Annotated in this window: 19 protein-coding genes, 1 tRNA gene and 1 rRNA gene; 10 read left to right on the top strand and 11 right to left on the bottom strand. The window is 61.2% G+C overall.

What is annotated here, in order from left to right; all coding sequences use genetic code 11:
* Nucleotides 1-95 (bottom strand): 16S ribosomal RNA (locus GCM43_RS16030); the annotation flags it as partial.
* A 372-nt stretch (nucleotides 96-467) separates the two neighbouring features.
* Complete coding sequence (locus GCM43_RS16025; protein WP_152246014.1) at nucleotides 468-1244, bottom strand: enoyl-CoA hydratase; 777 nt, start codon at nucleotides 1242-1244, stop codon at nucleotides 468-470.
* A 107-nt stretch (nucleotides 1245-1351) separates the two neighbouring features.
* Between GCM43_RS16025 and GCM43_RS16020 the strand changes: the two genes are divergently transcribed.
* Together GCM43_RS16020 and GCM43_RS16015 are read left to right on the top strand one after the other, a co-directional pair.
* On the top strand, nucleotides 1352-2632 hold the full coding sequence (locus GCM43_RS16020) for an MFS transporter (protein ID WP_152246012.1): 1281 nt from the start codon (nucleotides 1352-1354) through the stop codon (nucleotides 2630-2632).
* Nucleotides 2633-2761: 129 nt separating this feature from the next.
* On the top strand, nucleotides 2762-3199 hold the full coding sequence (locus GCM43_RS16015; protein ID WP_152246010.1) for a universal stress protein: 438 nt from the start codon (nucleotides 2762-2764) through the stop codon (nucleotides 3197-3199).
* A 1-nt stretch (nucleotide 3200) separates the two neighbouring features.
* On the opposite strand, the gene mltA is transcribed toward GCM43_RS16015, so the two are convergent.
* Nucleotides 3201-4355 (bottom strand): murein transglycosylase A, encoded by a 1155-nt coding sequence (gene mltA / locus GCM43_RS16010; protein ID WP_152246008.1) that lies wholly within the window; start codon nucleotides 4353-4355, stop codon nucleotides 3201-3203.
* A gap of 88 nt (nucleotides 4356-4443) precedes the next feature.
* On the opposite strand from mltA, the gene GCM43_RS25835 reads away from it, so the two are divergent.
* Nucleotides 4444-4590, top strand: coding sequence for a hypothetical protein (locus GCM43_RS25835; RefSeq protein WP_193315638.1), 147 nt, complete (start codon nucleotides 4444-4446; stop codon nucleotides 4588-4590).
* Between the two features lies 1 nt (nucleotide 4591).
* Here GCM43_RS25835 and apaG read toward each other — a convergent pair whose 3' ends face one another.
* Entirely contained in the window at nucleotides 4592-4966 is a 375-nt protein-coding gene (gene apaG / locus GCM43_RS16005) for a Co2+/Mg2+ efflux protein ApaG (protein WP_152246006.1), read from the bottom strand.
* A 116-nt stretch (nucleotides 4967-5082) separates the two neighbouring features.
* Here apaG and rpe point away from each other — a divergent pair, with 116 nt between their 5' ends.
* The 6 genes from rpe to trpC all read left to right on the top strand — a co-directional run bounded on the left by rpe (nucleotide 5083) and on the right by trpC (nucleotide 10715).
* Nucleotides 5083-5757, top strand: coding sequence for a ribulose-phosphate 3-epimerase (gene rpe, locus GCM43_RS16000; RefSeq protein WP_152246004.1), 675 nt, complete (start codon nucleotides 5083-5085; stop codon nucleotides 5755-5757).
* Nucleotides 5757-6461: a phosphoglycolate phosphatase gene (locus GCM43_RS15995; RefSeq protein ID WP_152246002.1), complete on the top strand. Its 705-nt coding sequence runs from the start codon at nucleotides 5757-5759 to the stop codon at nucleotides 6459-6461. Before rpe ends, GCM43_RS15995 begins: the two co-directional genes overlap by 1 nt.
* Nucleotides 6462-6719: 258 nt before the next feature.
* Entirely contained in the window at nucleotides 6720-8216 is a 1497-nt protein-coding gene (gene trpE / locus GCM43_RS15990) for an anthranilate synthase component I (RefSeq protein ID WP_152246000.1), read from the top strand.
* A gap of 1 nt (nucleotide 8217) precedes the next feature.
* On the top strand, nucleotides 8218-8781 hold the full coding sequence (locus tag GCM43_RS15985) for an anthranilate synthase component II (protein ID WP_152245998.1): 564 nt from the start codon (nucleotides 8218-8220) through the stop codon (nucleotides 8779-8781).
* Between the two features lie 65 nt (nucleotides 8782-8846).
* Complete coding sequence (gene trpD, locus GCM43_RS15980; protein ID WP_152245997.1) at nucleotides 8847-9890, top strand: anthranilate phosphoribosyltransferase; 1044 nt, start codon at nucleotides 8847-8849, stop codon at nucleotides 9888-9890.
* Nucleotides 9891-9914: 24 nt separating this feature from the next.
* A complete protein-coding gene (gene trpC, locus GCM43_RS15975; protein WP_152245995.1) occupies nucleotides 9915-10715 on the top strand; it encodes an indole-3-glycerol phosphate synthase TrpC in 801 nt (266 codons plus the stop codon).
* On the opposite strand, the gene GCM43_RS15970 is transcribed toward trpC, so the two are convergent.
* The 6 genes from GCM43_RS15970 to GCM43_RS15945 all read right to left on the bottom strand — a co-directional run bounded on the left by GCM43_RS15970 (nucleotide 10712) and on the right by GCM43_RS15945 (nucleotide 18099).
* Nucleotides 10712-11854, bottom strand: a complete 1143-nt coding sequence (locus GCM43_RS15970) for a GGDEF domain-containing protein (protein ID WP_152245993.1) — start codon at nucleotides 11852-11854, stop codon at nucleotides 10712-10714. The genes trpC and GCM43_RS15970 overlap by 4 nt on opposite strands.
* 134 nt (nucleotides 11855-11988) lie before the next feature.
* Complete coding sequence (locus GCM43_RS15965; protein ID WP_226929509.1) at nucleotides 11989-13191, bottom strand: GGDEF domain-containing protein; 1203 nt, start codon at nucleotides 13189-13191, stop codon at nucleotides 11989-11991.
* 167 nt (nucleotides 13192-13358) lie between these two features.
* On the bottom strand, nucleotides 13359-15197 hold the full coding sequence (locus GCM43_RS15960) for a M61 family metallopeptidase (RefSeq protein ID WP_152245991.1): 1839 nt from the start codon (nucleotides 15195-15197) through the stop codon (nucleotides 13359-13361).
* Nucleotides 15198-15225: 28 nt separating this feature from the next.
* Nucleotides 15226-15819, bottom strand: a complete 594-nt coding sequence (locus GCM43_RS15955) for a nucleotidyltransferase family protein (RefSeq protein ID WP_152245989.1) — start codon at nucleotides 15817-15819, stop codon at nucleotides 15226-15228.
* A 183-nt stretch (nucleotides 15820-16002) separates the two neighbouring features.
* On the bottom strand, nucleotides 16003-16725 hold the full coding sequence (locus tag GCM43_RS15950; RefSeq protein ID WP_152245987.1) for a DsbC family protein: 723 nt from the start codon (nucleotides 16723-16725) through the stop codon (nucleotides 16003-16005).
* 141 nt (nucleotides 16726-16866) lie between these two features.
* Nucleotides 16867-18099 carry an FAD-dependent monooxygenase gene (locus tag GCM43_RS15945; RefSeq protein WP_226929508.1) on the bottom strand — a complete coding sequence of 411 codons (1233 nt, stop codon included), beginning with the start codon at nucleotides 18097-18099 and terminating at the stop codon, nucleotides 16867-16869.
* 259 nt (nucleotides 18100-18358) lie between these two features.
* Between GCM43_RS15945 and GCM43_RS15940 the strand changes: the two genes are divergently transcribed.
* Nucleotides 18359-18434: transfer RNA gene (locus tag GCM43_RS15940), tRNA-Phe, on the top strand.
* 26 nt (nucleotides 18435-18460) lie between these two features.
* On the opposite strand, the gene GCM43_RS15935 is transcribed toward GCM43_RS15940, so the two are convergent.
* Nucleotides 18461-19336, bottom strand: a complete 876-nt coding sequence (locus GCM43_RS15935; RefSeq protein ID WP_152245985.1) for a hypothetical protein — start codon at nucleotides 19334-19336, stop codon at nucleotides 18461-18463.
* Between the last annotated feature and the right edge of the window lie 42 nt (nucleotides 19337-19378).

The following is a 19378-nucleotide window of genomic DNA, read 5'->3' as shown; positions in this document are numbered from 1 at the left end:
TCGCCACCAGAGCAAGCTCCGTGCTGCCGTTCGACTTGCATGTGTAAGGCATGCCGCCAGCGTTCAATCTGAGCCAGGATCAAACTCTTCAGTTTAATCTCTGTTACTTTGCCGTTTTACCGGCACCATCATTGCTGATGGGTCGCTCACTCAAAAAACTGACAGGCCACTACTTTCGTAGCGTCCTATTTCATTATTTCTTGTGAACATTTGATATTTTAAGTTTTACGTCAATCCGAAGATCAACGCTGCACTTCATCAAATGCCCACACTTATCGACTGTTAATTGTTAAAGAACTGTATTCGGTAAAGCTTGTTTCGCGCTATCGACAAAGCGTTGTGTTTGTCAGCTGCGAAGAAGGAAGAGTATGAAGCGTTTCGCTTGTTTCGTCAACCTTCTTTTTTCCCTCACTATACTGCGCAACACCTTGTTTTGTGTGCACCGTTTTGCGAGGAGGCGAATCATATCAAAGACCGTCGAAGTTTGGCAAGCGCTTTTCCAGGAAGGCATGCATGCCCTCTTTTTGCGCCGGCGTACCGAACGCCGACTGGAACAGGCGGCGCTCATAGGCAACGCCGTCGGTCAGCGTGGTTTCAAAGGCGCGGTTGACGCAGTCCTTGATCATCATCGCCACCGAAGTCGGCATGGCGGCAATGGTTTTCGCCGCAGCCAGCGCTTCCTCCATCAGCTTGTCGGCCGGCACCACGCGCGACACCAGGCCGATGCGTTCGGCTTCCAGTGCATCGATGGTGCGCGCCGTCAGCAGCAGGTCCATGGCCTTGGCCTTGCCGATGGCGCGCGGCAGGCGCTGCGTGCCGCCGGCGCCTGGCGTGACGCCTACCTTGATTTCCGGCTGGCCGAATTTGGCGCTGTCGGCAGCAATCAGGAAGTCGCACATCATGGCCAGCTCGCAGCCGCCGCCGAGCGCATAGCCAGCTACCGCACCGATCACCGGCTTGCGCACGCGCAGGATATGCTCCCAGTTGCGGCTGATATAGCCCTGAGTATAGGTATCGGGATAGGTATAGTTGGCCATGGCGGCGATATCGGCGCCCGCAGCAAACGCTTTTTCACTGCCGGTCAGCACGATGCAGCCGATCTTGTCGTCAGCGTCGAACGCCAGCAGCGCTGCGCCCAGTTCATTCATCATGTTCTCGTTGAGGGCGTTGAGCGCCTTGGGACGATTGAGGCGAATGACGGCAACGCTGTCCTGGACTTCGATAATCAGGTCTTCATACTGCATGGTGTCTCCTCGATATGGGGTCAGGCAATTGTAGCGGCTAAGCACCGGCCAGCGCCAGCGCTGCTGCAGAGCACTGCTATTATCATGAGCCTGCCAACCCTCTTTCCGTGTGCCGTATTTTTACCGCTCTCTATCACTCTCTGGCCGCCCGCTTGCGCGGCGATGGCAGCGCTGCCACCGTCAATTTCCGGCGCTTGTGGTTCAGCAATGGCCTGAACTGCTTCGGCGTGCAGATCACCACGCTGGCCCTGCCTCTGTGCGCGGTGTTGCTGCTGCACGCCACGCCGGAACAGATGGGCATGCTGGTCGCTCTGCAGGCGTTGCCGTTCGCGCTTTTCGGCCTGCCGGTCGGCGTGCTGCTGGACCGGCGCAGCAAGCATCCGATCATGCTGGCCAGCGAAAGCATGTCCGGCCTGGCCCTGGCCAGCGTGGCGGTAGCATACTGGTGCGGCGTGCTGTCGATGCCCTGGCTGTATGCGGTGGGGTTCATGATCGGCACCGGCTTTGTGGTCGGCGGCGGCGCCGAGCAGGTGTTCCTGACCTTTTTGGTCGGGCGCGACGGCCTGATCGATGCGCAGTCGAAATTTGCCGCCACCGAATCGGCTTCGCGCCTGATCGGTCCGGGCCTGGCCGGCGTGCTGGTGCAGACGCTGTCGGCGCCGGTGGCCATCCTGACCACTGCCTGCGGCTACCTGATTTCCGTGATCAATCTGCGCGCCATGAGCGTGCGCGATCCGCGTCCCGCGCCATCGCACAACCATCCGCTACGCGATATTGCCGACGGCCTGCTGTTTGTCTGGCACCAACCCTTGCTGCGTGCGCTGGCCTGGGGCGCGGGCATCTGGCACTTCCTGTTTTACGCCAGCACGGCGCTGACCGTACTGTTTGCCACGCGCAACCTCGGCATGAGCCCGGGCGTGCTGGGCATGGCGCAAATGATGGGCGGCGCCGGCCTGCTGCTGAGCGCGGTCATCGTCAGGCCGCTGACGCGCCGTTACGGCGCCGGCCCCACCATTCTGATCGGACTGGCCTCGACCGCGGTCTGTTTTGCACTGATGCCGGCCATCCCCGCCGCCTTGTTTGGCAGTGCGCTGGCCAGTGCCGCCGCCTATGCGGTGCTGACCTTCTTTTTCGACTGCGGCGTGATGCTGTTCTTTATTCCCTACCTGGGTTTGCGCCAGAAGGTCACGCCCGACCCCATGCTGGGACGCATGACCTCGACCATGCGTTTCCTGACGGTGGCCACCGCACCGCTTGGTGCGCTGGCAGCTGGCTGGGTGGCCGAACATGCCGGCGTGCGCACCGGCATGGCCTGCATTGCCGGTGGCAGCATCGCGCTGACCATCGCCATGGTATGGGGCACGCCGCTACGCAAGGTGCGCGCATGAAGCCCGAAAGCGGCATACACTGGTGATTGCCTTGGCGACATTGTTGATAAAGTCGCCTACTTTGACCTGTATCAAAGTTTTGCCTGAGGTAAATCCATAAGCTGTTCAATCATCACCAAGGAGCATGCCATGTTTACATCGATTTTATTTCCCACCGACGGCTCGCCGCTGTCCGACCATGCCGCCCGGACCGCCATTGCTTTTGCCAAGCTCAACCAGGCCAAACTGGTTGCCATCAGCGTGGTGCAGCCGTTCCCGTTTTCACCGATGGCCGACGGCGGCATCGTGCTTGACGCCAGCCTGTACGAAGAACAGATGAATGTATCGGCGCGCCAGGCGCTGGAAAAAATCGGCGAGGCGGCGCGCGCGGCCGATGTACCGTTCGAAGGCGTGCTGGCCTTGTCGCCCAGTCCTTACGAGGAAATCGTCAACGCGGCGCAAGTGCATCAGTGCGACATCATCCTGATGGCCTCGCATGGCCGCAAGGGTCTCAACAAGCTGTTTGTGGGCAGCGAAACGCAGAAAGTGCTGGCCCACACCGAGCTGCCGGTACTGGTATTGCGCTGATTTAGCGCGCCGGCGCCTGCTTCGGCAACAGTACCCACACCATGCCGCTTTGCTTCATGCGACCGGCATTTTCAGCCGCCTCGGCGCCAAAGCCGAAGAAATAGTCGACACGGATCGCGCCACGAATGGCGCCGCCCGTGTCCTGCGCCATCACCAGGCGCTGCATCGGGATGTCGCTGTTGGCCTGGGTAGTAGCCAGGAACAGCGGCGCGCCCAGCGGCACATAGCGCGAATCAATCGCCACCGAACGCTGCGGCGTCAACGGTACGCCCAGCGCCCCTTTCGGGCCCACCTTCGGGTCCGGCAAACGCTCTTCCTTGAAAAACACATAGCTGGGATTGGCGTTGAACAGCTCGTCCTTGCGCGTCGGATGACCGGCGATCCAGGCCTTGATACCCTGCGCCGACGCCTGGCTCAATGTCAGTTCGCCCTTTTCCACCAGATATTTGCCAATTGATTTATACGGATGGCCATTCTGGTCGGCATAGGCCACGCGCACGGTTTCCTGGGTATCGGTCAGCTGCACGCGGCCGCTGCCCTGCACCTGCAGGAAAAACGCCTCGACTTCATCATCGACCCACATCAGCTCCTTGCCGGCCATCGCCGGCGCGCGTTCGATCTCGGCGCGGGTGGCGTACGGCACCACTTTCTTGCCGACCAGCTTGCCGCGCAGGCGCAGGTTTTTCAGTTCCGGATACACGCCCGACAAATCGACCGACACCAGATCGTCCGGCACCTTGTAGAGCGGCGTCTGGTAGGGCCCGCCGCGCTTGCGCGCACCGTGCAGCAGCGGCTCATAGTAGCCGGTGACCAGGCCGGACTGGCTGCCATCGGCCGCCACGATCCGGTTCGGCACGAAAAACGCCTCGAAAAACTGGCGAATCGCCTGGTCGCTGTCGGCGCTGACCTGGCGCGCAATCGTGCACGGCTCCTTCCATTCGGCGCGCTTGACCAGCACGCCGCAGGAAGCCATAAAGGCCGGCCAGGCCGCGCGCACATCGTCGCGGCCCCAGCCGGGCAAGGCGTCGAAACTGCCCGGCACCATGGTGGGCGCGGCCGCATCGGCGCTATCGGCCTTGTCGGCAGGCTTGGCCTGGGCAGGCTTGCCGGACGCGCCATTCGGCGGCGTGGACGACGCTGCCGGCGTGGAAGGCATCGGTGAAGTACAAGCTGCCAGCGCAAGTACGACGGCGGACAGGGGAAGGAGTAGACTTCGGCGTGTAATTGACAACATGAGGATGCGTATGTGGATCTTGATATTGGAAGCAATGGCGGCGTTCTTCCTGCTGGCCTTTATCGTCTGGTGGACCATGTATGCCGGCAGGAAGCCGGCCCCGCCGGCACAAAAGCAGCTGGAAAATCAGCAGAAGTCGACTGAAAAGCTGAAATGAATCAGTGCAGCGTGCGCGGCAGCGACAGCACGAATTCGGGGATCGGCGCTTCAAACCGGTGACCGTCTTCGGCCACGCAGAAGTATTCGCCGCGCATTGAACCCTGCGGCGTGGCCAGCACGGTGCCGCTCGTGTATTCGAACTGTTCGCCCGGCTGCAGCAGCGGCTGATGGCCAACCGCGCCAAGGCCGCGTACTTCCTCGATCTTGTTGTTGGCGTCCGTGATCACCCAGTGGCGCGCGATCAGTTGCGCGCCGGCCGTTCCGGTATTGACCACCCGGATGGTATAGCTGAACACATGGCGGCCCTGCTCGGGTGCCGACTGCTCCGGCAAGTACTGCGTCTTGACCGTTACCGTAAATTCATAAGTTGCCATCGGTATTCCCATTCTCTCGTCATCGAGCGTTGTTATTGCGTCTTGCAGCGGCATGGCTGCGGCGCGCGGCGTAAAATAGCGCCAATCGCATTTTCCAACCTCAAGCCTACCTTACCATGACCCAATTTCGTATCGCTCCCAGCATCCTGTCCGCCGATTTTGCCCGCCTGGGCGAAGAAGTGCGCAACGTCGTCACGGCCGGCGCCGACATCATCCACTTCGATGTGATGGACAATCACTACGTACCCAACCTGACCATCGGCCCACTGGTATGCGAAGCGATCCGTCCCCATGTGCAAGTACCGATCGATGTGCATCTGATGGTCAAGCCGGTTGACCGCATTATCCCGGATTTCGCCAAGGCCGGTGCGAACATCATCACCTTCCACCCGGAAGCGTCCGAGCACTTGGACCGCTCGCTGCAACTGATCCGCGACAATGGCTGCAAATCGGGTCTGGTGTTCAATCCCGGCACCCCGCTGCACTACCTGGAACACGTGATGGACAAGATCGACATGATCCTGATCATGTCGGTCAACCCGGGCTTCGGCGGCCAGTCCTTCATTCCACACGCACTGAAGAAAATCGCCGAAGCGCGCCGCATGATCGACGAATCGGGCCGCGACATCATGCTTGAAGTCGATGGCGGCATCAAGATCGACAATATCGCCGCCGCCGCTGCGGCCGGCGCCGACACCTTCGTTGCCGGCTCGGCCATCTTCGGCAAGCCTGACTACAAGGCCGTAATCGACGCCATGCGCGCAGAACTGGCCAACGTGGTGGCCAAATAATGGCGGCGGGCGCGGTGAACCATGCAGCACTGGCTGGCGTGCGCGCCGCCATTATCGACCTCGATGGCACGATGCTCGACACCGTGCCCGATTTTCATGTCGCCATCAACGCCATGCGCGCCGAACTGGCGCTGGCGCCCATCAGCGCCGAGACCATCAAGCACATGGTCGGCAAGGGCTCGGAAAACCTGATCCGCAGCGTGCTGGCACTGGACCTGGACGCCGCCGGCGTCGAGCAGCGCTTCGAGCAGGCGATGGACGCCTACCAGCGCCATTACCTGGCCATCAACGGCCAGCACAGCACCCTGTATCCGGACGTGATCGCAGGCCTGGCGGCAATGAAGGCGGCCGGCCTGCGCCTGGCCTGCGTGACCAACAAGCCGATCGCCTTTGCGCTGCCGCTGCTGGAACAGAAAAAACTGCGCGACTTTTTCGAGATCGTCTACGGCGGCGACTCGCTGCCAAAGAAAAAACCGGACCCGCTGCCGTTGCTGCAGGTGTGCCGGGACTTCGACCTGGCACCATCGAAGGTAGTGGCCATCGGCGACTCCTCGAACGACGCGCAAGCGGCGCGCAGTGCGGGTTGCCCGGTACTGACGGTACCGTATGGGTACAACCACGGACACTCTATACATGAAACCGATTCCGATGGTATAGTAAATACGCTGCTTGACGCTGCTAAAGCCCTGCAGCCCATGTCATAAGCATGCAAAACTAACCCAACTGAACGCATACTGACAAACTTATCGTGAACACGTTTCTGATCAAAAAACACAACGTTACCCAAACCGGCTCGATTGAGGCCTGGCTTTGGCGACGCTGGCAATCCTGGCAGGCTTAAGGCCGAGCCGTAACGATTGCTGCCGGTGCACGCCCATGAATGATCGTGTACCAGCAGGTTTTTTGATAACCACTGCCGGATCGGTGCGCCTGCACCATCGTCCGGCAGCATGGAGAGAAACATGACCGAACTCGAATTCAAATCGCTGGCCCAGCAAGGCTACAACCGCATCCCCCTGATCGCCGAAGCCTTTGCCGATCTGGAAACCCCGCTCACGCTGTACCTGAAACTGGCGCAAACCCAGCAAGGCGGCAAGAACACCTTCTTGCTCGAGTCGGTGGTCGGCGGCGAACGCTTTGGGCGCTTTTCCTTTATCGGCCTGCCCGCCACCACCGTGCTGCGCAGCCATGGCAGCCACACCGAAATCATTAAAAACGGCGTGGTGATCGAGCAGCATGAGGGCAACCCGCTCGACTTCATCGAACAGTACCAGTCGCGCTTCAAGGTCGCGCTGCGCCCCGGCATGCCGCGTTTCTGCGGCGGCCTGGCCGGCTACTTCGGCTACGACACGGTACGCCATATCGAGAAAAAGCTGGCCGGCGGCGCGCCGAAAGATGACCTGAACCTGCCCGATATCCAGCTGATGGTGACCGAAGAGCTGGCAGTGATCGACAACCTGTCGGGCAAGCTGTATCTGATCGTGTATGCCGACACCACCCAGCCCGAATCGTTCTCGAAAGCGCGCCAGCGCCTGAAAGACCTGCGCATGCTGCTGCGCCGCGGCGTCGATGCGCCGGTGACGAGTGCCTCGGTGCGCACCGAAACGATCCGCGACTTCTCCAAGGAAGACTATCTGAAGGCGGTCGCCAAGGCGCACGAATACGTAATGGCCGGCGACCTGATGCAGGTACAGATCGGCCAGCGCATCCGCAAACCGTATGTCGATTCGCCACTGAGCATGTACCGCGCACTGCGTTCGCTCAATCCTTCGCCGTACATGTACTTCTATAACTTCGGCGACATGCAGATTATCGGCGCCTCGCCCGAGATTTTGGTGCGCAACGAAACGCTGGCCGAAGGTGGCAAGAAAGTGACGCTGCGACCGATCGCCGGCACCCGTCCACGCGGCGCCACGCCAGAGCGCGACGCCGAGCTGTCGAAAGAACTGCTGGCCGATCCGAAAGAGATCGCCGAACACGTGATGCTGATCGACCTGGCGCGCAACGATATCGGCCGCATCGCCGACACCGGCAGCGTACAGGTCACCGACCGCATGGTGATTGAAAAGTACTCGCATGTGCAGCACATCGTCTCGAACGTGGAAGGCAAGCTCAAAGACGGTTTGTCGAATCTCGATGTGCTGCGTGCCACCTTTCCGGCCGGTACCCTCACCGGCGCGCCCAAGGTGCGTGCGATGGAAGTGATCGACGAACTGGAAATCACCAAGCGCGGCATCTATGGCGGCGCCTGCGGCTACCTGTCGTTTGGCGGCGAAATGGACGTGGCCATTGCGATACGCACCGGCGTCGTCAAGGACGGCATGCTGTATGTGCAGGCGGCCGCCGGCATCGTGGCCGACTCGATTCCGGAAATGGAATGGCAGGAAACCGAAAACAAGGCGCGCGCCGTACTGCGCGCTGCCGAACAAGTTCAAGATGGCCTGGATGGGGAGTTCTGAGATGCTGCTGATGATCGACAATTACGACTCCTTCACCTATAACATCGTGCAGTACTTCGGCGAACTCGGTGAAGATGTGCGGGTCTACCGCAACGATGAAATCACGATCGAACAGATCGAGGCGCTCAATCCTGACCGCATCTGCATTTCGCCAGGCCCGAAAGCGCCTGCGCAGGCCGGCATTTCCATCGAGGTGCTCAAGCACTTTGCCGGCAAGAAGCCGATCCTCGGCGTATGCCTGGGCCACCAGGCCATCGGTGAAGCATTCGGCGGCAAGGTGATCCGCGCCAAGCAGGTCATGCATGGCAAGACCTCGGCCATTGCCCATACCGGCGTGGGCGTCTTCAAGAACCTGCCCAGCCCTTTTACAGTGATCCGCTACCATTCTCTGGCGATCGAACGCGCCTCGCTGCCTTCCTGCCTGGAAGTGACAGCCTGGACCGACGACGGCGAAATCATGGGCGTGCGCCACCGGGAGTTCGATATCGAGGGTGTGCAGTTCCACCCCGAATCGATCCTGTCGGAGCACGGCCACGCCCTGCTGAAGAATTTTCTCGAGCGCTGATCCGGCGCGCGCAGCCATGCGCGCCCTCAGTGTCCTCCTGCGCCATCATTGAAGAAGGAAGCATCATGCCGATCACCCCACAAGAAGCGCTGCTGCGCTGTATCGAACACCGTGAGATCTTTCACGACGAAATGCTGTACCTGTTCCGCCAGATCATGTCCGGTGAAATGTCGCCCACCATGATCGCCGCCCTGACCATGGGCCTGCGCGTGAAAAAGGAAACCATCGGCGAAATCGCCGCCGCCGCGCAAGTGATGCGCGAGTTTTCCACCAAAGTGCCGATGGCCGACACCACCAACCTGCTCGACATCGTCGGCACCGGCGGCGACGGCGCCCATACCTTCAATATCTCGACCGCCTCGATGTTCGTGGCCGCTGCGGCCGGTGCGCGCGTGGCCAAGCATGGCGGGCGCAGCGTTTCGTCCTCGTCGGGCAGCGCCGATGCGCTCGACTCGCTGGGCGTCAATATCGACCTGCAGCCCGAGCAGATCGCCCAGTCGATCGCGCAGACCGGCATCGGCTTCATGTACGCACCGAACCACCATGCCGCGATGAAACACGCCGCCCCGGTGCGCCGTGAAATGGGCGTGCGCACCATCTTCAATATTCTGGGACCGCTGACCAATCCGGCCGGTGCACCGAATATCCTGATGGGCGTGTTCCATGCCGACCTGGTCGGCATCCAGGTGCGCGTGCTGCAGCGCCTCGGCGCGCAGCATGCGCTGGTGGTGTATGGGCGCGACAATATGGATGAAGTCTCGCTCGGCGCCGGCACCCTGGTCGGTGAGTTGGTCAACGGCGAAATCCGCGAATACGAAATCCACCCGGAAGACTTCGGTCTGCAGATGATTGCCAGCCGCAACCTGAAAGTGGCCAACGCCGCCGAATCGAAAGTAAAGATGATGGAAGCGCTGCGCGGCGAACCCGGCGCCGCCTCCGACATCGTGGCACTGAACGCTGGCACGGCGCTGTATGCGGCCGGCGTGGCCAGCTCGATCGAGGACGGCCTGGCGCGTGCGCGCACGGCCGTCAGCTCCGGCGCGGCGCTGGCCAAGCTGGACCAGTTCGTGCAGGTGACGCAGCAACTGGGCGCCCAGGCGCGCGCATAAACTTTTTCAGGAAGCGACCCTATCATGTCCGACATACTCGATAAAATCCTGGCCGTCAAAGCCGAAGAAGTTACCCGCGCCAAGGCGCACCGTTCGCTGGCCAGCCTGCGCAGCGACGTGGAAAGCGATGCCGAACTGCGCCGCAACCTGCGCGGCTTCGAGGCCAGCCTGCGCCAGCATATCGCCGCCGGCCAACCCGGCATCATCGCCGAAGTAAAAAAGGCCTCGCCGTCGAAAGGCGTGATCCGCGCCGACTTCCGCCCGGCCGAGATTGCGGCCAGCTATGCACAGCATGGCGCAGCGTGCCTGTCGGTACTGACCGACGAACAGTTCTTCCAGGGCAGCGTGGCATATCTGCAGCAGGCGCGCGCCGCCTGCGCCATTCCGGTGCTGCGCAAGGACTTCATGGTCGATATGTACCAGATCTATGAAGCGCGTGCGATGGGCGCCGACTGCATCCTGCTGATCGTCGCCGCGCTTGATCATGGCCTGATGGCCGAGATGGAAGCGTGCGCGCACGAACTGGGCATGGGCGTGCTGATCGAAAGCCATGACGGCGATGAACTCGACGCCGCCCTGAAACTCAAGAGCGCGCTGATCGGCATCAACAACCGCAATCTGCGCACCTTTGACACTTCGCTCGACACCACCATCGGCCTGCTGCCGCGCATTGGGCAAGACAAACTGATCATCACGGAATCGGGCATCCACACCACAGCCGACGTGCAGCGCATGCGCGAGGCCCATGTGCACAGCTTCCTGGTCGGTGAGGCGTTCATGCGCGCGCCCGATCCGGGCGTCGAGTTGCAGCGCCTGTTCGCTTAAACCACGGCGGCCAGGCCAGCGACGTCGAATTCGATGCGGTCGCGGCCATTTTCCTTGGCCAGGTAGAGCGCCGCATCGGCGCGCGACAGCAGTTGCTCGAGCTCCTCATGTTCGGACGCCTGGCAGGCCGCACCGATGCTGACCGTGCAGGCAGGCAGCGCCTGGCGCTCGCCGTGGCGCAGCAGATGGCAAATGCGCTCAGCCACCTTCAGGGCGTGATGCGGCGCCGTATCGGGCATCAGTACGATAAATTCCTCGCCGCCAAAGCGCGCCACGCAGTCCGATTCACGCAGCACGCTGCTGATCAGCGCTGCCACATGGGTCAGCACCTGATCGCCCACGGCGTGGCCATGGGTGTCGTTGATGGCCTTGAAATAATCGAGATCGATGCTGAGCAAGGCCAGTGGCCGCCGATGGCGCCGCAACTTGGCCTTTTCGCGCGTATACACCGCACCAAAGCCACGCCGGTTCAGCACCTGCGTCAGCGGATCATGGGTGGAGCGGCGCTCCAGGATATCTTGCAGGCGGCGCGTGGCCATCGTCATGAAACCCACTGTCAGCAGCAGCGCCATGAAATTGGCCACCGCCAGGTAAATGCTGGCGTTGTTGCCGGTCACGGTCAGGTCCACGCTGTTGCCGCCGTAGAGCAGCGCCGCCGCGCCGCGTGCCAGCACCACGCACGCTTGCACTACCATCAGCACACCGAAAAAAATACTTGAAAAATGGCGTTCGCCGTACAGGATCACCAGTTGCGCCTGGCGCGCATAGATCAAAAAGACAGCAAACGAGAAGATCGCCACGCGTACCGAGAAATTGGGTTGAACTATCAGCCACCAGCCGATGCCCAGCACGCCAGTGCTGCAGACCAGCCAGTAAAAGCGCAGGCTGAGCGGCTGTCCGAAGAATTTTTCCGTCCCCAGCATCGACAGGCCGATGCCCAATATCATGGCCGCGTTGGCTGCCACGATGGAGATCGGCTCGGGCAGCACATTGCGCGTACTGAATAAAATCGAGGCCACGACCAGCAATGCCAGCCCGGCGCACCAGTGGCCCAGCCCATGCACTTCCTGGCGGAAGCTGCGGTAGACCGAAAACATGACAATGGCCATCGCCCCGCACATCAGGGTCGTCATTATCATGATAGTGAGCGGATCGAGTATTTCCACGGTCAGGCATAAGCAAGTTGGCGTGGAGTCGATTCTAGTTTGATTCTGGCAAAATTAGTTTATATCAAGAAAATTTAATAAAAACCGTGTCAGGACTGCCAGCTATCTCAGGTATATAGGCGCGCCACCGGCAGCACCGGTGCAGGCGGCATGGCCAGGGCTTCGCATGCCACTTCGATGCGGTCGCGGCCCAGCTGCTTGGCGCGGTACAGTGCGCGGTCCGAGCGCAGCAACAGGCTGTCGAGATCCTCGGCCGGATCGAGCTGGCAGGCAATGCCGATGCTGAGCGTATAGCTGGGCAGCGACTGCCCCGGGCGCGGCTGGCGCAGGGCAAACTGAATGCGCTGCGCCACCAGTTCGGCGCGCGCCTGGTGGGTATCGGCCAGCAGCACCACGAACTCTTCGCCACCAAAACGGGCTACCGCATCGCTGCCGCGCAACGCGCTGGAAATCACGCCGGCCACATCGACCAGCACCTGGTCGCCCACGGCGTGGCCGTGGCGGTCATTGATGGCCTTGAAAAAATCCAGGTCGAGGCTCATCACGGCCAGCGGCGTGCCCTGGCGGCGGGCGCGCAGGTTTTCCTGGGCATGCACTTCGGCAAAGCCGCGCCGGTTCAGCACCGCCGTCAGCGGGTCGCGGTTGGAGCGCTGCTCCAGCAACTTTTGCAGGCAGCGCGTGGCCACCGTCATGAAGCCGACCGGCAGCAGCAAGGTCATGAAAGACAGCACGGCCAGGTACATACTGTGATTGGGTCCGCCATGCATGGCGTCGTAGCCAGCGCCGCCGGCTTGCAGCGCCATTACGCCGCGATGGAGAAGCGTGGCCGACAGCATCAGCGACAGAGCGGCAAAAAACCAGGCTGACAAATGCCGTTCGCCAAAGCGGATAATCACAAGGAACTGCTGGAACGTCAGCGCCAGCATCAGGAACGAATACATGGCCACGCGCATCGGGAAATTGGGCTTCCAGTACAGCCATATGCCCATTACCACCAGGCCCAGCAGCCAGCTCAGGTGGAACAGCCACCAGCTGGACCGCACGCCGTAAAACAGCTGGGTGCCGATCATCTGCATGCCGGCCCCCCATAGAAAGACCGAATTGGCAACCGGCAGCAGCAACCAGGACGGCACCAGGCCGTTCAGCGCAAACAGGACGCTGGCCAGTATCAGGCCGACCAAGCCGATAACCCACTCGCGCAAGCCGCCCACGCTGCGCGGGAAACTGCGTTGCGCAGAGAACATCACCACCGCCATGGCGATTGCCATCACAGTGGACATGAGAATAATGGTAGCGGGGTCGAGTTTCACGGAAGCTGAGTACAGGTTGCGGAAGAGGCCGCAACGGAAATGCTTATAGGCACGAAAAATTTCGTATCGGAAATTGTACCTTGAAACCCTGCAAAAGAACGACCGGCAGCGGCGAATCTTGTCGACGACATGATCCGCAGCACCGGCTTGACCAACATTTACAACAATCAGGCAGTCGGGCGTAGCAGAGCGTTAACTCTTTTTGATATCGGAACTATTGACATAGTGATATTCGGTACGCGGTCACCCTGCAGTTGCACATTGAACGTGTGCAGTTCATCGCGGCGGAAAGCATGCACATTGACCTGGTCACCCACGCCATAACGGCCCAGCAAGGTTTCCAGATTGACAGCCGTGACGCGCAGGCCATCGACGGCCACCAGCACGTCGCCGGCCGACAAACCGGCCTTGTGCGCGGCGCCGCCGTGATGCACCTGCGACAGCTTGGCATCGTTGCCATCGCGACCCAGCGTCACATCGAGGCTTGGTTTCTGATCCTTGCGCAGGTCGGCATACTTGACGCCGAACGGCGCCAGCAGGCGCGCCAGCGGCACATCGTCGGTGCCACGGATATAGCGCTCGAAAAACGGCTTCATGCGCGTGCCGCTGATTTCATCGAACAACGCTTCCACTTCCGCCGGCGTCACGCCGCGCGCTGCGCCCCGGTAAAAGTCACGGCCATAGCGTTGCCACAGCACCTGCATCACATCGTCGAGTGACTTCTCGCCGTTGGTCTTGCTGCGCAGCGTCAGATCGAACGCCAGCGCGATCAGCGAACCCTTGGTGTAGTAGCTGACGATGGCGTTCGGTGCATTTTCATCCTGGCGATAGTATTTGCCCCAGGCGTCGAAGCTGGAATCGGCCACGCTCTGGCTCAATCGGCCACTGCCGCGCAGCACGCTGTTGGCGGTTTTCGCGATCAGCTTGAAGTAGGCCTCTTCGTCGATCAGGCCGGCGCGCACCAGCATCAGATCGTCGTAGTAGCTGGTAAAGCCCTCGAACAGCCACAGCAGCGGCGAGTAGTTTTCCTTCTGCAGGTCATACGGTGCAAACACAGCCGGTTTGATGCGCTTGACGTTCCAGGTATGGAAATACTCGTGGCTGCACAGGCCCAGGAATTTCAGGTAGCCGTCGCTGATGGCGGTGCTGGTTGCAGCGGTGGTCGGCAGATCGGCGCGCGCGCAGATCAGCGCGGTTGAGGCGCGGTGTTCCAGGCCGCCATAACCGTCACCGACGGCCATGGTCATGAACACATAGCGGTCCATCGGCGCTTTCTTCGTTTTCGGCTCGAAAAACGCGATCTGCGTTTCGCAGATGGCTTTCAGGTCGCGGCACAGGCGTTCCAGATCCAGGTTCGGCACCTGACCAGTGATGACGATATCGTGCGGTACGCCATGCGCCTTGAAAGTGGCCAGTGCAAAGTCGCCCATCTCGACCGGATGGTCGATCAGCTCATCGTAGCTGGCAGCCTGGTAGCTGCCAAAGCCATAGCGCTTTGCTTTGAGCTCCGGCAAGGTGGTGGCCACGCGCCAGGTCTTGCAGGCGGCGTCTTTCGGCTGCACGATCTGCACTTCGTGCGGGGCATCTTCCTGGCCCTGCACGCACAGGAACACGCTGGTGCCGTTGAAAAAGCCGTGCGTCTGGTCCAGGTGTGCAGCGCGCACCGACAGATCCCAGGCGTAGACATCGTACTCCACCATCAGGGCGCCCTGGCATGGCGCGGCCTGCCAGCTGTGTTTGTCGAGCTTGGTCAATACCACCGGCTTGCCGTTCGACTCGGCGCGGATAGCCACGATATTGCGCGAGAACTCGCGGATCATGTAGCTGCCCGGGATCCAGGCCGGCAGCGACAGCACCTGGCCGATGGCGGCCGGCGCTTCGATATTCAAGGTCACGCGGAACAGGTGGCCAGCCAGGTCGAGCGCGGTGATGCTGTAGACTATGCCGGCGGCCGGTGCCTTGATCGGCGCCTTGGCGGCGGATTTCTTGAGCGGTGTTTTTTTCATTGTTTTCCTCTGTTCTGGTTATTGCGGATCAGCCGGGGGGCTGCAACAGGTCGCCCGGCGTATCGATATCGCGCACGATGCCGCTGTCGTCAACCGACACCTCGCGCACCGCATGGCTTTGCACGATGCTGCGCGCGCCCTGGTCGCCATCGAGCGCCAGCAGCAGCGGCAGGTGCACGGCGCCAAAGGCGACCGGGTTGCCACGCCGCCCCTGCCATACCGGCACGGCGATCTGCGCACCGGCGTCGATCGCCTGCGACAAGGCGCAGATTGTAGCCGCTTCCACGAACGGCATGTCGCCCAGCGCAATGATCCAGCCTGGCGCGCCGCGCGCATGTTCGATGGCGAACGTCAGGCTGGCCGCCATGCCGATGTCGGCATCGTGGCAGATGCGTACTTCGCAGCCAAGACTGCCCAGCTGGCGCGCCAGCTGCGCGTCATCGGGCCGCACCACGGCCAGCACGCGCGGCAGCGCCGCCAGCATGTTCTTTGCCGCCGCCACCGCCACCGGCAGGCCGGCATGCGGCCCGTCGGGCAGCCGTTGCAGCAGCTTGTTCTGCACGCCGCTCGGATCGAAGCGCCGGCCGCGGCCGGCCGCCAGCAGGATGCCCATTACCGTCATGCTGCCGCTCCCGGCGCGTGGTTGGTGCGCAGCGCCCACAGCGCCGGCATGGCGGGATCGGCGTCAAGCTGCACTTCGCTGCCATTGACATGCAAACGTCTCATTGCCGCTCCATGGTGAAAAACCAAAAAAAAGCGCGCCGTGCAAGGGCGCGCCGTCCAGCTCTCCTGGCGACTGCCCGGATTACTTGATGGTCGAGAATTTCTGTTCCAGCGTCTTGGCATCGACCGCGCCAGGGATGCGGGTGCCATCGGCAAAGAAGATCGACGGCGTGCCCGAGATGTGCAGCTGCTGGCCCAGCGCCAGGATCTTGTCGTGCGGGTTGGCGCAGGTGGCGGCCACCGTGGCCGGTACTTTACCGTTGAGCATCCAGTCGTCCCAGGCCTTGTTGCGGTCGGGTGCGCACCAGATATTGCGCGACTTGGCAATCGAGTCCGGCGACAGGATGTTGTACATGAAGGTGTAGACGGTGACGTTGTCGATCTCTTTCAACGCATTCTGGCGGAAGCGCTTGCAGTAGCCGCAGTTCGGGTCTTCGAACACGGCGATCACGCGCTTGCCGTTGCCCTTGACGGTCTTCAGGGCCGAACCGAGAGGTAGGTCGGAAAACTTGATGCGGTTGGCTTCGTCCAGGCGTTCCTTGGTCAGGTCCTGCGAGGTTTTGGCGTCGTATACATGGCCGACAAACAGATATTGCGCGTTCTTGTCGGTATAGAGGATATCGCCGCCGGTGCGGATTTCATACAGGCCGCTGTACGGAGTTTCCTTGATCGAGTCGACCTTGACGCCATCGCCCAGGCGTGGCTCGATCAGCTTCTTGATATTTGCTTCGGTCGGAGTCTCCGCGCCGGCGCACGCCATCATCAGACCTGACGCCATCAACACGGCGATTCTGCTCAATTTCATCACTATCACTTCTCCACTGTACACGCTGGCAGGGCGACGCCCTTTGCAAATGCGTTTTAATAAAACAATCGCCGCAGACCAGGCTGCGGCGACCTTGATTTTACCCTGACTATATCAGCCTTGCTGAGGCAGGCTGCGGCGTCACTTTCCCAGCGCGTGAGAAATCATGCGGCGCTTCAGACCCGGCAGCTTGTCGAGCAGGCTCAAACCGAGGTTGCGCACCACGCGCAGCGGTTCGATATCGGCGCCGAACAGGCGCGCCAGGCCGTCGGTGGCCATCACCATCAGCAGCACATCTTCCTTGCGCGCACGCGCGTAGCGGGCCAGCACGCGCTCGTCGCCGATGCCGCGCTGCGGCTCGCGCTCGGTGATCGTTTTGACCAACTGCGCCACATCGGCAAAGCCCAGGTTCATGCCGTGGCCAGCCATCGGGTGCACCACATGGGCCGCGTCGCCCACCAGCGCCACGCGCGGCGCGACCATGCTGTGCGGGCGCATCAGGCGCAACGGGAACGAGCGCACCAGTTCCGGCTGCACCGGCGTCAAGACGCCCAGCTTGTCCTGGCAATAGACCGCCAGGCGTTCTGCCAACTGTCCGGCCGACTCGGCCTCCAGCACATCGGCCAGCGCATCGGGCGCCGACCACACCAGCGAGACGCGGTTGCCCGGCAGCGGCAGCAGCGCCACGATGCCGTCGGCACCGGTAAACCACTGGTGCGCGGCGCCGTGGTGCGGCTTTTCACATTCAAAATTGCTGACCACGCCGCGCTGGCCATAGCTGCGGTAATCGAGGCCAATATCGCACTGGCCGCGCACCCACGACTGCGCACCATCGGCGCCCACCACCAGCGCCGCGGTAATGCTGTCGCCGCCATCGAGATGCACCACGGCCGCGTCGCTGCGCCATTCGATCCGGCTGGCGCGCCCCTGCACCTGGTTGACGTTCTGCGCAAACCTGAGCGCCGCGTCGAGCGCCTGGTTCAGGTTGCGGTCCTCAATGATCCACGCCAGCGTGCCGACATGGGCGCCATAGGCGTCAAATCCCAGGCCGCCGGCCTGCGCACCATCGCCGCTGACCACCATCGCATCGACCGGCGCTACCCGTTCGGCGTCGAGCGCACCCCACACCTTCAGCGACGACAGCAAGGCATGCGCCGTGTGATTGAGCGCAAACACGCGCACGTCCCAGGCGGGCACGAGCGCCGGAGCCGAAGCGGCTGCTGGCACCGATGCAGGCGTCAGCAAGGTCACGCTCTGCCCTACCTGGGCAAACGCCAGCGCCGTGGTTTTCGCAATGGCGCCGTTGCCAACGATGCACACATCGCTGTGGCTGTGCATCATGCGCCGCATGGTGGGGGAAGATGGATTATTCATGGGGGCATTATAGCGTTTGCCCTTCTCTTTTCAGCCGCGGTGGCGTAACAGAACTGCATCGAGGTCAAGCACTGTGAGGTACGGCAGCAGTTTTTCGACAGTGGCTGTACTGCTGGCCCATCGCTTATCGAGAAAAACGTCCGCAAGCTCAGATCATATTTACATTAAAACAAACATTCATCAGCGACAGGATGTATTTTCAAAAAAAACGCCGCCAGCCCTTGCGCATGCGTGACGGTCTGCTATAATTCGCCACCTTGGCCTGGTAGCTCAGTCGGTAGAGCAGAGGATTGAAAATCCTTGTGTCGGTGGTTCGATTCCGCCCCGGGCCACCAAGAACAGCAGTAATTGAAAAGCCCACTCAACCGAGTGGGCTTTTTGCATTGAGGATCGTACAAAATGGTGCGATATCGACCGGGTTGCCATCCACTTCCTCTTTTGTCGCTGGAGCTACAGTCAATGCATGGCTGCGACAAACCGGCGGCGGCTTATCTTGCTCCTGCTCGTAGTGCAGACTCCCCGGTAGCGGTTTGAATGACTGCAGCAGCGCCCTCACCGCCTCTTCGATCTCGCGCCAGCGCGGCAGATGAACCCGGAAATAGGAGATCTCGATTTGCGTATTTTTCAGGTCATGCATAAACATATCGTGCGAGCACATGGGATTGATTACGAACTTGCCGCGCTTTTGCAGGGCATAGGCCCGCTCGGTGTAGGGGTTAGGGAAAAAATCCGGATCGCAGGTAATCATGGTCTCGATCTGGTCGTGCGATGGATAAAGATATAGGTCCTGTTCGGCAAAAGTTGAAAGAGCGTGTTCGCGCTCACGCTGTTCGACATCATTGTGAACCAGCCGCAGCAAGCCATAACGCCAGCCGTCCGCGTGACGGTTCGGCAGTCTGATCGAGGCATAAAAAGTGGCCAGCTTGCGCCGCGCCGGGAAAGTCTCGTTGGGCACATTGCGCAACAAAATACTGTATTTATCGTGGTAGGTGAACCAGATTGGCGTATTACTTTCGGGACTGACAAACGGCTGCATCGTTCCATCGGTCCACTGAGCCAAAATATACAGTCCCTTTGTAGCCATTCCTTGCCCGTACCAACCCCGCTGATAGCGCGGGATATAACTGACCGGCACGATCATGGGATTGCCATTGATGCGCATGCCCAGCAACTCGGGAGGCTTTTCGCTTTGAACAGCGCACCAGGCCAATAACAGACACAGGCTGGCTATTGCCATGCGCCGGCGCCACCGCGGTTTGCCAGCAGCCAATTTCGCCAT

The organism is Janthinobacterium aquaticum, assembly GCF_009208565.1.
GTDB lineage: Bacteria > Pseudomonadota > Gammaproteobacteria > Burkholderiales > Burkholderiaceae_D > Janthinobacterium.
This window is presented reverse-complemented; position numbering and strand designations above follow the sequence as displayed.

Bases quoted from the DNA above. Each gene is read 5' to 3' on its own strand.
- GCM43_RS16025 (WP_152246014.1), bottom strand. From the start codon at position 1,244: ATGCAGTATGAAGACCTGATTATCGAAGTCCAGGACAGCGTTGCCGTC.
- GCM43_RS16015 (WP_152246010.1), top strand. From the start codon at position 2,762: ATGTTTACATCGATTTTATTTCCCACCGACGGCTCGCCGCTGTCCGAC.
- mltA (WP_152246008.1), bottom strand. From the start codon at position 4,355: ATGCCTTCCACGCCGGCAGCGTCGTCCACGCCGCCGAATGGCGCGTCC.
- GCM43_RS25835 (WP_193315638.1), top strand. From the start codon at position 4,444: ATGTGGATCTTGATATTGGAAGCAATGGCGGCGTTCTTCCTGCTGGCC.
- apaG (WP_152246006.1), bottom strand. From the start codon at position 4,966: ATGGCAACTTATGAATTTACGGTAACGGTCAAGACGCAGTACTTGCCG.
- rpe (WP_152246004.1), top strand. From the start codon at position 5,083: ATGACCCAATTTCGTATCGCTCCCAGCATCCTGTCCGCCGATTTTGCC.
- GCM43_RS15995 (WP_152246002.1), top strand. From the start codon at position 5,757: ATGGCGGCGGGCGCGGTGAACCATGCAGCACTGGCTGGCGTGCGCGCC.
- trpE (WP_152246000.1), top strand. From the start codon at position 6,720: ATGACCGAACTCGAATTCAAATCGCTGGCCCAGCAAGGCTACAACCGC.
- GCM43_RS15985 (WP_152245998.1), top strand. From the start codon at position 8,218: ATGCTGCTGATGATCGACAATTACGACTCCTTCACCTATAACATCGTG.
- trpD (WP_152245997.1), top strand. From the start codon at position 8,847: ATGCCGATCACCCCACAAGAAGCGCTGCTGCGCTGTATCGAACACCGT.
- trpC (WP_152245995.1), top strand. From the start codon at position 9,915: ATGTCCGACATACTCGATAAAATCCTGGCCGTCAAAGCCGAAGAAGTT.
- GCM43_RS15970 (WP_152245993.1), bottom strand. From the start codon at position 11,854: ATGATAATGACGACCCTGATGTGCGGGGCGATGGCCATTGTCATGTTT.
- GCM43_RS15960 (WP_152245991.1), bottom strand. From the start codon at position 15,197: ATGAAAAAAACACCGCTCAAGAAATCCGCCGCCAAGGCGCCGATCAAG.
- GCM43_RS15955 (WP_152245989.1), bottom strand. From the start codon at position 15,819: ATGACGGTAATGGGCATCCTGCTGGCGGCCGGCCGCGGCCGGCGCTTC.
- GCM43_RS15950 (WP_152245987.1), bottom strand. From the start codon at position 16,725: ATGAAATTGAGCAGAATCGCCGTGTTGATGGCGTCAGGTCTGATGATG.
- GCM43_RS15945 (WP_226929508.1), bottom strand. From the start codon at position 18,099: ATGAATAATCCATCTTCCCCCACCATGCGGCGCATGATGCACAGCCAC.
- GCM43_RS15935 (WP_152245985.1), bottom strand. From the start codon at position 19,336: ATGGCAATAGCCAGCCTGTGTCTGTTATTGGCCTGGTGCGCTGTTCAA.